Origin of the sequence: Paenibacillus doosanensis (assembly GCF_025060755.1) — a bacterium.
Classification (GTDB): Bacteria; Bacillota; Bacilli; order Paenibacillales; family NBRC-103111; genus Paenibacillus_S; species Paenibacillus_S doosanensis.
In genome coordinates this window covers 1-11861 of the sequence record NZ_JANYUY010000068.1, presented here as the reverse complement: position 1 = coordinate 11861, position 11861 = coordinate 1, and the positions used below count along the sequence as shown (strand labels likewise).

10 protein-coding genes and 1 rRNA gene are annotated in these 11861 nt (G+C 53.6%); 5 read left to right on the top strand and 6 right to left on the bottom strand.

Annotated elements, in window-relative coordinates:
* Positions 1-139: 139 nt before the first annotated feature.
* The 3 genes from N0M98_RS30050 (at position 140) to N0M98_RS30040 (ending at position 2957) form a co-directional block, all read left to right on the top strand.
* Entirely contained in the window at positions 140-1255 is a 1116-nt protein-coding gene (locus N0M98_RS30050) for a glycoside hydrolase family 88/105 protein (protein WP_259620077.1), read from the top strand.
* A gap of 374 nt (positions 1256-1629) precedes the next feature.
* Positions 1630-2622 carry a sugar-binding transcriptional regulator gene (locus N0M98_RS30045; protein WP_249865324.1) on the top strand — a complete coding sequence of 331 codons (993 nt, stop codon included), beginning with the start codon at positions 1630-1632 and terminating at the stop codon, positions 2620-2622.
* Positions 2619-2957: a bh protein gene (locus N0M98_RS30040; protein WP_249865323.1), complete on the top strand. Its 339-nt coding sequence runs from the start codon at positions 2619-2621 to the stop codon at positions 2955-2957. The genes N0M98_RS30045 and N0M98_RS30040 overlap by 4 nt, the downstream gene beginning before the upstream one ends.
* Before the next feature lie 105 nt (positions 2958-3062).
* Here the strand turns inward: N0M98_RS30040 and N0M98_RS30035 are convergent, their stop codons facing one another.
* The 6 genes from N0M98_RS30035 to N0M98_RS30010 form a co-directional block, all read right to left on the bottom strand.
* Entirely contained in the window at positions 3063-3842 is a 780-nt protein-coding gene (locus N0M98_RS30035) for a Cof-type HAD-IIB family hydrolase (RefSeq protein ID WP_259620076.1), read from the bottom strand.
* Positions 3843-3904: 62 nt separating this feature from the next.
* Positions 3905-4972, bottom strand: coding sequence for an ABC transporter ATP-binding protein (locus N0M98_RS30030; RefSeq protein WP_259620075.1), 1068 nt, complete (start codon positions 4970-4972; stop codon positions 3905-3907).
* Positions 4969-6720, bottom strand: a complete 1752-nt coding sequence (locus N0M98_RS30025) for an ABC transporter permease (RefSeq protein ID WP_259620074.1) — start codon at positions 6718-6720, stop codon at positions 4969-4971. Before N0M98_RS30025 ends, N0M98_RS30030 begins: the two co-directional genes overlap by 4 nt.
* Positions 6721-6739: 19 nt before the next feature.
* Complete coding sequence (locus tag N0M98_RS30020) at positions 6740-7795, bottom strand: ABC transporter substrate-binding protein (RefSeq protein ID WP_259620073.1); 1056 nt, start codon at positions 7793-7795, stop codon at positions 6740-6742.
* Between the two features lie 157 nt (positions 7796-7952).
* Entirely contained in the window at positions 7953-8810 is an 858-nt protein-coding gene (locus tag N0M98_RS30015) for a Cof-type HAD-IIB family hydrolase (protein ID WP_259620072.1), read from the bottom strand.
* Positions 8811-8911: 101 nt separating this feature from the next.
* Positions 8912-9646, bottom strand: a complete 735-nt coding sequence (locus N0M98_RS30010) for an MBL fold metallo-hydrolase (protein ID WP_249865318.1) — start codon at positions 9644-9646, stop codon at positions 8912-8914.
* A gap of 316 nt (positions 9647-9962) precedes the next feature.
* Here N0M98_RS30010 and N0M98_RS30005 point away from each other — a divergent pair, with 316 nt between their 5' ends.
* Complete coding sequence (locus tag N0M98_RS30005) at positions 9963-10931, top strand: quinone oxidoreductase family protein (protein WP_259620071.1); 969 nt, start codon at positions 9963-9965, stop codon at positions 10929-10931.
* A gap of 577 nt (positions 10932-11508) precedes the next feature.
* Positions 11509-11861: ribosomal RNA gene (locus N0M98_RS30000) — 16S ribosomal RNA — on the top strand; the annotation flags it as partial.

The window sequence follows — 11861 nt, the reverse complement described above, 5'->3', positions numbered from 1 at the left end:
GACTTGCCGGTTATTCGATTCGCGATTGAACAAAATAATATAAAGATGCGATAGGAATCGGCAAGAAACGATAAGTTTCTGTGCCGCAAATATGCTAATGTTATATGGAGCATGCTGTATTTTGAGGAGGAACTAATCAATGAGTGCGATTTGGTCTGTAACTATGGCGGACTCTTTCATGAAGAAGTACCCTATCGTATCCGATATGCCGTTTCAAAAGAGAAGAAGCTGGAATTATGAAAACGGATGCGCGCTGACCGCAATGGAGCGTTTGTGGCGGAAAACGGGGGACGAAAAGTATTATCGCTACATTAAAGAAAACATGGACCTGTTTATCCGCGAAGACGGCACTATCGACACCTACGATCTGAATGAATATAACGTAGATCAAATCAACCAAGGCAAATCGCTGTTTTTGCTGTACGAACAAACCGGGGAAGAGAAATACAAGAAAGCGATCGAGCTGCTTGTAACGCAATTGAAGGGCCATCCCCGCACAAGCGAGGGCGGACTGTGGCATAAGAAAATTTATCCGTTCCAAATGTGGCTGGACGGCGTATATATGACGTCTCCGCTGCTTGCGGCCTATGCTCAAATGTCGGGAGAGCACGAGTGGTTCGACGACGTCGCCAATGAAATTTTGCTGATGGAAAAAGTATCTCGCGATCCTGAGACGGGCCTGCTGTATCATGGCTGGGATGAGACAAGAGAAGAGCGCTGGGCGAATAAGGAGACAGGGTGTTCGCCTCACTTCTGGGGACGCGCGGTCGGCTGGTACGTCATGGCGATAGTCGACGTGCTCGACTACTTGCCGCTGGATCATCCGAAGCGCGGACAAATCGTCGGCATCTTCCATCGTTTGGCCGGGGCGATCATGCGCGTGCAGGATCAGAATTCGGGCATGTGGTACCAGGTGCTCGATCAGGGCGCCCGTAAAGGCAATTATTTGGAAGCGTCCGGTTCGGCGATGTTCGTATGCGCGCTGGCCAAAGGCGCCCGCAAAGGCTATTTGGGCAAAAACGCCCTGCAAGCCGCCAAACGCGGACATGCCGGGCTGATCGAACACTGCGTTGGACAAGATGAGAACGGACATTGGTACCTGGATCATATTTGCAGCGTAGCGGGCCTCGGCAATAATCCGTACCGCGACGGCTCATACGCTTATTACATCAGCGAGCCTACCCGCAGAGACGATCCGAAAGGCTATGCGCCATTCGTTATGGCTTGTCTGGAGCTCGAAGCGGCCGAAGAATAATACCCGGGTTTGCATAAAGGAGCGGAACCGGGACCGCAGGGGCTGTCCCCGCAAAGCCGAACGGTTTTGCCGGAGGCGGCTTTTTGTTGTTTAGGAAATGATGCGCAGCCATATCCTGTGGAAATCCGTGGTCTCCCCCGAAAGGAAAGTCTACCCATAGAACGATCCCAGAGGAAGAGTTAGACGCCGATCCAGCTTAGGCTGGATGCGGACGGAATAAGCTTCAGAGCATCACGTCACTTTTGGGGGATTTGTTCCTTCAGGGGACCATGTCTGAACAAGCGTTTACGGATTCTTAACTTGACGGTGCCGCCGCAGCCATTTTATAGTTATTACAATTGTAAGAAGATAGAACAAATGTTAGGCGGTCGCTCATGTTAAATGCCGAGGAAAAACAATTTATTATCAAAATATGCAAGCTGTATTATTTCGAATCGTGGACGCAGGAGAAGATTGCGGTCAAGTACGGCATTTCACGTCCCGCCGTGTCCAAGCTGCTGCAAAAAGCGCGGGATGAAGGCATCGTGGAGATCGTCATTCATGACGAGCGGCCGGAAGCGGGCGAGCTGGAGAAGGAGCTTGAAGCCGCTTTTGCGCTCAAGCAGGCGGTCGTCGTGCCTACCCGCGATTTAAACGAGGATTTGATCTACAGCACCGTCGGCAAGGCTGCCGCGCAATTCGTCTTACGAACGATGAAGCAGGCGGAGCGGATCGGGGTCTCCTGGGGGACGACGCTGCATTGCGCGGTCAAAGAGTTTCCTTTTGAAAAAAAGGATCATGTGAAGATCATCCCTCTGGTCGGAGGTATGGGCAACGATAAGACCGAGATTCACTCCAATCAAATCGCCTATGAGCTGTCCAAAAAATTGGGGGCGAAATGCGAATCGCTGTACGCTCCGGCCGTGGTTGAGACGGAGGAGCTCAAAAACCAGCTTGTTCAGCTTCCTCATATCGCTTCCGTGTTGGAGGAAGGCAAGCAGATCGATCTGGCGCTCGTAGGGATCGGCAATCCGTTCGCTCTATCGACGATGGAACAGATCGGCTACTTAACCGCAGATGTGCTGCAGGAGCTTAAGGCGATGGACGCGGTAGCGGATATTAACTCCCGTTTTATCGACAAGAACGGCGCTCTGTGCCGGCATCCGATCAATAATAAAGTGATAGGCATGGAACTGGAGCAGCTGCGATCCGTGAAGACCGTGATCGGCATTGCCGTCGGCTCGCATAAGATCGACAGCATTTTGGCCGCGCTCAAAGGAAATTATTTGCACGTGCTTATTACCGACGAAGAAACGGCGTCCGGTCTATCGGCCCGTTTAAGAGAACAACCGTCCCATTCCAAACTGTCGATGGAGGAATCGCCATGAAGGAGACCCGGCTGGAAGCTTTTCTATATTGTACGCAGTGCAAGCAGGAGCATCATCATGTTATCGGCTATATGAACGACCGCATCTCCGAAATTCAATGCCGAAACTGCGGCCGGCTGCTTTCGCTGAAGATCGATTTGGCTCATGAATTGTACGATGAAGTGTACCGGAGAATCCGCAGCAAACCGTCCCGGATGACGGAAGAATACCGCAGCGACGTGAGCCGTTTTTTGTTGAACTTGCCGGCCAGAGTCGTGAGCAAGCCTTACCGGGTGTTTCAGGAGGCGAAGCAAATTCGCGGTTATTTCAAAAAGTACCGGGTAAACAAACGATAGATGACAGGTTCAGGCTAGTAAAACATAAGCCTTATGGCGATCTGGTGAAACGCGTACCGGATCGGTCATAAGGCTTTTTAGCGTTTTGGCTTCGGGCCTATACAACTACAGCAGCCCGACAAGCTCCAGCCCGTAGGCGATGCCGTCCTGGCCGACGTCTCTGGTTATGTAGCGGGCCGCTTGCTTCACGGAAGCGGGCGCATTGCCCATCGCTATGCCGTGCCCGACGTAACGCAGCATCTCTACATCGTTGAAATGATCGCCAAAGGCATAAACATCTTCTCTGGCAAAGCCGAGCCGGCCGATCAGCCGTTCGATGCCTTGCGCCTTGGAGCCGCCTGACGGAAGCACATCCATGGAGAAGGGATGCCAGCGGATAAAATCGAGCCCGGATAGCCGGCCGACGTACCCGGCTTCGTCTTCCTCGGCGCAGAAAAGCATCGTCTGGTAAATATCGCGGCCGATATAGTAATCGGGATCATGCTCCGGATGCTCATACTGCAGGGAGCCGATCCCGGCTTCAATGTAAGCATGGCGCGGCACGCTGCTCTTCATACCCTCGTGATCGAGATAGACGAGAGGATGGCCGGCGCTGCGGGCGCATTCGGTTAACTCGCGGAGCCGTTCGGTAGGAATCGGATTTCGGTATATGACCGCGTCTTTCAGCATTACGTATTGGCCGTTGAAGCCGACGAAGGAATCGATGCCGAGCTCCTTTCGCAGCTCCTCCATCATAAAGGGAGAGCGTCCTGTCGCGAAGGCGACTTCGTGTCCTGCCTGCTTTAATGCAAGAACCGCTTCCTTGGCGGAAGGCGGCAAACATTTGCGACGGTCAAGCAAGGTGCCGTCGATGTCAAAGAAAATCATGCTTCGCCGCTGCGTCATAGTAGCACCTCCAGAAGTCATAGCGAAAAAAAGAGCGTTGCCGATGCCTCGCCCCGTTCCCGTTACCGGGTGAGCGCTTCCTGCCGGCTGCCGCTTGTTTGCAGCAACCGGAGAGACACGTTGTCGCCGCGCCGGAATGACAGGGGAGAACAAATTTCCCATGTTCCGTCTTCGGATTGAATATGATAATGATATTCTCTGCCTTGAAACTGCACGTTCGTCACCTCGCCGCGAATCCCCGCCGTGCCGGAAGGGCACAGCTCGAACTGATCCGGTCTCACCGGGTACATGCCGCAAGCTTGAAAGTAGGGCGCCACTTCGGGGCCGGCCCATTGCACGGTGCCGTCCGAGCTCATCGGCACGAAGATGCCGTTGTTCCAGCGTCCGCGCACAAGGTTGGCCTTGGCGACGAATTTGGCGACAAATTCGGTTTGCGGACGCAAATAAATGTCCTGCGGCGTTCCCGCCTGTTCAATGCGCCCGTCCTTCATGACGACGATCCGGTCGGCCATCGCCAGCGCTTCCCCCTGATCATGCGTAACATACACGATCGCGGTGCCGGTCTGTCTGTGCACGGATTGGATTTCTCTGCGCATATCCATTCTCAGCATCGCATCGAGGCTGCTGAGGGGCTCATCCATGAGCAGCAGAGAAGGTTCGGCCGCAATCGCTCTGGCGATCGCCACCCGCTGCTTTTGCCCGCCCGACAGCTCGTGGGGCATCCGGCCGCCATGCTCGGATAAGCCGACCATCTGCAGCACGTCGGCGATGCGATCCTGCTCCCTGTCGCGAATGGACGGCGGAGTCTCTTGATGATGGCGAATCGGGAAGCGCACATGCTCCGTAACGTTCATGTGCGGCCATAAGGCAAATGCCTGAAATACCATGCCGATTCTGCGCTTTTCCGGGGGCAGGCTGAAGCCGGGCTTCGCCACCTGCGTCTCATTCATGCAGATTTCGCCCGTGGTGGGCTGCTCGAATCCGGCGAGCAGCCGCAATAGCGTCGTCTTGCCGCAGCCGGACGGTCCCAATATGGCGACGAACTCTCCTTGGGCGATAGTCAAATTTAAAGATTTGAGCGCCTGAAAGCTTCCGAACGATTTGCTGACTTCCCGTAATTGAATGCTCATGGCTGTTGAACTCCTTTGCTGGACTGCAGCTTTTGCAGCAATTGCAGTGCGGCCATGCCGCCCAAAATCAGAACGACGATCAAGCTCGACAGAGCGGTCGAGTACAAGGTGCTGCCGGCCTGCTCGAAGCTGAAGATTGTAACGCCGATCGTCTGCGATCCCGTCGACCACAGCAAGGCGGAGACGGTAAGCTCCGTGAAGGCGGTCAGAAAGACGAGGAATGCTCCGCTTAATAGCCCCGGCAGCAGAAGCGGGATCAGCACCGAAACCCACTTGCGCCAAAAACCGGCGCCGGAGCTATGGGCGGCCTCCTCCAGCGAAACGTCGATTTGAGTGAACGCCGTAATGCCCGCCCTCACCTGCAGAATAAGAAAACGGCATGTATAGGCAATAAACAAAATGCTTATCGAACCGTATATACCGGGATTCCAGCCGGGGATCGGCTCCATCCAGGCGAAGATCATGCAGAGCCCGAAGACGATTCCGGGCAATGTGTATGGCAAAGCGACCGCAAGCTCCGCCGCCTTGGTTAGCCAGGACGGCTTGCGCAGGCGGGCATAGGCGAGCAGGGAGCCGAGCACGAGGCAAATGACGAAGGTCGTCACGGACAGCAGCAGGCTCGTTTGGATCGACTGCCATACTTTGGGATTATCGAGCAAGATATACCGATAGTTATCCCAAGTGAGATTTTTCCATTGGAACGGAAGGCCGTAGGCTTTTTTGAGCGAAATGGCGACCATCGATATGAGGGGGATCAAAGTGATGAAAGCGATGCCCGCCCAAACGGCCGACGTCATCCACCCGCGGTGCATTCCCAATGTATAACGGGGACTGTTGTCGGAGACGACCGTGTCCGCCGCTTTAATTTTACGCACCGACAGCCACTGCAGAATCGTACCGATGACGGCAATGACGCCGAGCATGACGGATAGCGCCGCCCCTCTGGCGAAAGCCGACGGACCGAAACCGATAATTTCTTCGTAAATCAGCGTGCTTAAAACGGAAATATGGCTCGGAATGCCGAGAAAAGCGGGAATCCCGAAATTGTCCAAGGAAGCCAGAAAGACAAGCAGAGCGCCTGCCGTCAGTCCGGGCAGAGAAAGCGGCAGCGTGACCAGACGGAACGTCGTCCAGCGCCCTGCTCCGCTCGCCCGCGTCGCCCATTCCAAATCGCGAGGTATTTTTTTCAGCACCTCTACCGTGAGAAGATAGACGAGCGGGAAGTGATGGATGCCCATAACAAAAATAATGCCGCCATAGCTGTACATGCTCCAAGGCTTGGCGTCGGGCTGGAACCAATGAAGCGCCTGGGCGACGAAGCCTTGAGCGCTCATAAACGAAGACCAGGATAGCGTCAGAACGTAGGACGGTAAAATAAACGGCAGCAACAGCGCCAAATGCAGCGTATTTTTATGCTTGATGTCCGTATACGCAATCAGCCAGGCGGCCGCCGTCCCGAGAATGACGGATACGAGCGAGGAGCCGGCGACGACGATGAACGTATCTTTCAGCGTTTTCCATAGACGGTCTTGGCGCAGCATTTCGGTATAATGCTCCAGCGTAAGCCCCATGTCCCCGTGCACGCTCAAATATATAAGCTTGACGACCGGAAGCACGAAGACGAGGGCCAGAACGAGCGCGAAGAAACCGGCGGCAGTCGATTTCACGGTCCGGGAAGGAAAGGGAGGGAGAGCGGACCCGATCTCGCCGTTCTCCCTCGCAAGCCGAATTGGTTTAGATTCTATCATGGTTTACGCACTCCGCTTCTTATTGTCCGAACAGCTGGGTGAATTGCTTCTTATCTTCGTCGCGCGCCTCCGTCAGCTTGGCGATGTCGGAGGAAATCACTTTAAATTCGGAGATGCTCTTTAATCCTTTAGGCGCCGGTACCCCTTCGCGAATCGGCGTATAGCCGATATCGGAGGCGACCTTCTGTCCGTCCTCGGACAGGACGAAATCGACGAAAGCTTTGGCGGCCGTTTCATTGGCCGAATTTTTCATAATTCCGATCGGCTCCGTAATGACAGGCACCCCTTCGGACGGATAGATCAGATCGACGGGGGAGCCTTTCGCTTTCTCGCGGGCTACCAAATAGTCGACGACCATGCTGTACGATTTCTCTCCGCCGGCTACGGCGTTAAGGACAGCGCCGTTGCCTTTGACGACCGAGGTGTTATTCGCCTTCAGACCTTTGAAGTAATCCCATCCGAAGCCGTCGGTTCTCGTCAGCACGCCTACGTTGTAGGCTGCGGCGCCGGAATACAGCGGACTCGGCATAATGCCCGCATCCTTGCTCTCGGCGGAGACCAGCGCTTTCCAAGAGGTCGGCGGGGTTTTTACTTTTTGCGTATTGATGGCCAGCACTGTCGCCATGACCTTCGTGCCCGAGTACATGCCGTCCGGATCGACGAGCTCTTTAGGAATTTTGGATAATTCCGGCGATTTGTAAGCAGCTAATAAATTTTGCTTCTTCAGCCCTTCGAAGGTAACCGCGTCGGCCAGCAGCAGCACGTCGGCTTGAACTTTGCCCGCCTGATTTTCCGCTTGAATTTTGGCGGTGACTTCCTCGGTGCCGGAACGGAAGCTGTCGACCTTCACATCGGGATATTTCTTATTAAATGCGGCTACCAGCTTGGTGACGTCTTCTTCGGGTTGGGACGTGTAAAAGGCCAGCTTACCCGATACGCCGCTTCCTGTCGCTTCCTGCTTGCTTCCCGCCGATTGGGCGGTTTGCGCTCCCGAAGGCTGCGGGCTTGTTCCGCACCCGCTAAACAGCAGCAGCGCCGCCACGCTCATCAACATAGATCCTTTTTTCAGCAACATTATTCTCTCCCTACCTGTCTTTCCCTATGGGAATAATTATAATTAATTATGCGTATAGCCGTTCCGCCCGGTTCATTCGCGTGCCGAACGAATGGAGAGCGGTTGGTTCCATTTCATTATAGGAAACGAATGTTATAAGACGGTAAACTGAAGGTCTTCATATTGTAAAATACTTCTCGACCGCCAGCGCGACGCCGTCCTCTTCATTGCTGGCCGTCAGCGCGGCGGCGGCTTGCTTGGCGGCTTCGCTTCCGTTCGCCATGGCGATGCCGAGACCTGCCCAGCTGAGCATCTCTACATCGTTATCGTAATCGCCGATCGCTGCGGTTTCTTCAGCGATTATTCCCTGCATCCGGCATACAAGCTCCGCCGCCGACCGTTTGCTGACACCGGAGGCGTTGATGTCGAAGCGCCTTGTTCCCGTTCTCGTCAAGACGAATTCGCCGCATGACCGTAATTCGTCGTACAGCGAATTCAGCGCATCGGCGCGGTCGCTGATGACGGTAGCCTTATAGAGCGGCGCTTCGGCCGTTTCGGCGAATTTCGCCAGACTGCCGACCGGCTTCACTTCGATTAGCTCCGCTTGGCTGCGGTAGTTGTCCCAGGTGAGCGCAGCGTCTTCGCGCCTCACGACGTTGGCAAGCGGCCAAACCGCGTTCATTGCATTCAAGGCTTCCACATAGAGCCGGTTATAACCGTAAAAATGAATGTACACCCCGGCCTCGGCAGCCAGCTTGGCCGCATGAAGCGCCGCATCCGGCCGAAGCGGATAGCCGTGAAGACAACGGCCCGTTGCCGTATCAAGGATGACGGCCCCATTCAACGCAATGAGAGGGCAATTCATGCCGATGTGCTGTCCGTGCAGCCAGACCGAAGCGGGAAAACGTCCCGAGGCGATGGTTACTTTCACCCCCTTTCCAATAAGCGTTTCAAGCGAAAGGCGTACTGCCGGAGTTACGATTTTGCTGCGGTTCAGCAGCGTTCCATCCATATCCAGGATCAGCAAACGATACATGGCGGATCTCCGTTTCATGTGATTTTTTGTGGAAAAATAGGTTGCTGCCGGGAGCGCGATTCCCGTTCGAGTCTATTAGGATTCGGCTTCTAATGCTAACGTTACACGGTATAGACGCCGGACGTATCGGGAAGATAGACCGGGCCGCCGAATACGGCGCTTGCCGATTGCTTCATCAGCTCAAAGTCACCGTCGCCCGGCAGATGCACTAGAACCAATTTTTTTACCTTGGCTTTCTCCGCCACCATGGCCGCTTGGCTTGCATTCATATGCCCGAGCCCGGTCGTATGGCAGCTGCCTTCGCAAATCGTCGCCTCGCACAATAAAATGTCTGCGTTGTGCGCAAGCTCGACCAGCGATTCGCAATAGGAGGTATCCCCGGAATAGACCAGCGTTTTGCCCTGATAGGTGATTTTAACGGCGTAACAGGATATTGTGTGCTGAACGGGAACGAACTCGATATCGGCGCCGGCCAATCGAACCCGAAGTGTTTTGTCGATCAGCGTAATCTCCGAATGCGGGCCATACAGCCTCTCAAGGATGTCGGACGGTTCTTCGGGCACGAATAGACGAAGCTTGTGCTTCATTCTTTGATTTCGGATGGCCCCGACGGCGGCATACTGCAAAATTCCGATGTCCGCCATGTGATCGTGATGCAGGTGCGATACGATGACGCCCGACAGACGCTCGACGCTTGTGTGGCAATTAAGCCGGCTCATGATGCCGCTGCCGCAGTCGAGCAAAATTTGCCCTTCCTCCGTTGTGACCAAATAGCCTGCAGTAGCGCCGCCTGCGGACGGGTATCCTCCCCAATAACCTAAGATTTGTACATGCATGTTCTTCACCTCAGTTGATATAAACCGCCTTGTATCATTTGTTCATGATGCATACATTTGTTATAAATATAGGTCGGCCCTGATGAAAGGGCAAGTTAAGATACTGTAAATGCGCGGGGCGGGTCATCTTAATCCAAAAAAGCGTTAGGTTCGCCTTTGTAGACGGATTTCCTGCGAGTGGAAACCTTTATCGACCGCAGGCCGCGCATAAATCACCAAGCTTTTAAAAAGCGGGAGTTAAACTATGGCCCGGAGGGCAGAATGTTACGTGGAGAAAATCAGAGGACCAATGTCCGACATACCGGAGGTATATATAATGAAAGCGTTGATGTTCGAACGATTCGGCGGGCCCGAGGTGCTTTATTACGCAGAGGCGCCTGATCCGCCAATGAAGCCGGGAACGGCATTGGTAAGAATGAAAGCCGCCGGGCTCAATTTTGCGGATATTTACAGAAGGCGAGGCGGCTACTATTTGGCCGGCGACCCGCCTTACATATTGGGCTATGAAGGCGCAGGCATTGTCGAGCAAGTCTCTTCCGATATGGATGGGATACGAGCCGGAGATCGGGTTGCATTTGCCGATGTTCCGTTCGCCAATGCCGAGCTTGTGTCCGCGCCCGCCGATCGCCTGATTCCGCTGCCTTATGATATTTCCTTCGAACAGGCGGCGGCCATTTTGCTTCAAGGGCTGACTGCGCACTATTTGGTCCATGACAGCTATCACGTTCGCCCCGGCGACGATGTAGTCATTCATGCTGCGGCGGGAGGCGTGGGGCAATTGCTTATTCAAATGAGCAAAAATCAAGGGGCCCGAGTGGCGGGAATCACCTCCTCCAATGCCAAGCGGGAAGCGGCGTTAAAAGCCGGAGCGGATGAAGTGTTATTCTATGACGACGATTGGGTTCATGACGTTATCGGCTGGTCTCAAAGCGGCTGCGGCGCCAATGTCGTTTACGATTCGATCGGATCGACATTGATGAACAGCTTCGCAGCCGTTCAAACGAAAGGGACGGTCGTGTTCTTCGGAATGGCCGGAGGAGATCCGCCGAATATCGATCCCCGCATGCTGATGGACAGTTCCAAATCGTTGGTTGGGGGCGACTTATGGAATCATTTGACGACGCGTAACCAACGGCTTGAACGTGCGGAGACGCTTTTTGCAGACTTACGGGTGGGCAGGCTGGAGCTGGAAGAGCCGAAACGATTCGCTCTCGAAGACGGAGAGGCGGCGCACCGGTTGCTTGAGGGGAGGGGAAACACCGGGAAAATATTGTTGATCCCTTAACCCGGATAGGATAAATGAGATCGCATATATCCGATTGCTGAAACGGCTTTAGTGAAATGGTAATGTTTCCTTATGGGCTCCGTTTACATTCGATTTATTATAATAGAAAAAGGAAGTTTGAAAGAAGAGGTTGCAATTGTAATCGTATCGTGATAAATTAAGATTCTTGCTCGTGCAGGTAAACATTTTAGAGAAGTAAATATATTTTTGAAATGTACTTGCAATATGTAATTAACTTATGCTATATTAATCGAGCTGTTGTTGAGCAGACAAGCAAGTGAAATAAAATCCCGGTTGTTTCGATGACAATAAGGAATGAAAAAAAGCTTGCATCGCTCGAAAAAATATGATATATTTCTTACTTGTCCGCTGCTGAAACGTGTCGGATAAGAACGAAGATTGTCCTTTGAAAACTGAACAACGAGTGAGTGTTAAATAGAGAATGCAAATTCTCGCTAGCATTGAATTTTGAGCTTAAGACAAGCTCTGATAATGCCTCGTGATTTGGTTCATGGGGTCCACGGGAAGTAATGGGAATATGCTTCGGCAGGTTCATCTTCACTTTCTGGGGAAAACTTTATTGGAGAGTTTGATCCTGGCTCAGGACGAACGCTGGCGGCGTGCCTAATACATGCAAGTCGAGCGGACTGTTCCTTCGGGAACGGTTAGCGGCGGACGGGTGAGTAACACGTAGGCAACCTGCCTGTAAGATCGGGATAACTATCGGAAACGATAGCTAAGACCGGATAGCTGGTCTTCTCGCATGAGGAGATCATGAAACACGGTTCTGAATTTATTCAGGGCTGTGGCTTACGGATGGGCCTGCGGCGCATTAGCTAGTTGGTAGGGTAACGGCCTACCAAGGCGACGATGCGTAGCCGACCTGAGAGGGTGATCGGCCACACTGGGACTGAGACACGGCCCAGACTC

Coding starts and splice junctions, on each gene's coding strand:
- N0M98_RS30010 (WP_249865318.1), bottom strand. CDS start 9,646: ATGCATGTACAAATCTTAGGTTATTGGGGAGGATACCCGTCCGCAGGC.
- N0M98_RS30045 (WP_249865324.1), top strand. CDS start 1,630: ATGTTAAATGCCGAGGAAAAACAATTTATTATCAAAATATGCAAGCTG.
- N0M98_RS30035 (WP_259620076.1), bottom strand. CDS start 3,842: ATGACGCAGCGGCGAAGCATGATTTTCTTTGACATCGACGGCACCTTG.
- N0M98_RS30030 (WP_259620075.1), bottom strand. CDS start 4,972: ATGAGCATTCAATTACGGGAAGTCAGCAAATCGTTCGGAAGCTTTCAG.
- N0M98_RS30050 (WP_259620077.1), top strand. CDS start 140: ATGAGTGCGATTTGGTCTGTAACTATGGCGGACTCTTTCATGAAGAAG.
- N0M98_RS30025 (WP_259620074.1), bottom strand. CDS start 6,720: ATGATAGAATCTAAACCAATTCGGCTTGCGAGGGAGAACGGCGAGATC.
- N0M98_RS30015 (WP_259620072.1), bottom strand. CDS start 8,810: ATGTATCGTTTGCTGATCCTGGATATGGATGGAACGCTGCTGAACCGC.
- N0M98_RS30020 (WP_259620073.1), bottom strand. CDS start 7,795: ATGTTGCTGAAAAAAGGATCTATGTTGATGAGCGTGGCGGCGCTGCTG.
- N0M98_RS30040 (WP_249865323.1), top strand. CDS start 2,619: ATGAAGGAGACCCGGCTGGAAGCTTTTCTATATTGTACGCAGTGCAAG.
- N0M98_RS30005 (WP_259620071.1), top strand. CDS start 9,963: ATGAAAGCGTTGATGTTCGAACGATTCGGCGGGCCCGAGGTGCTTTAT.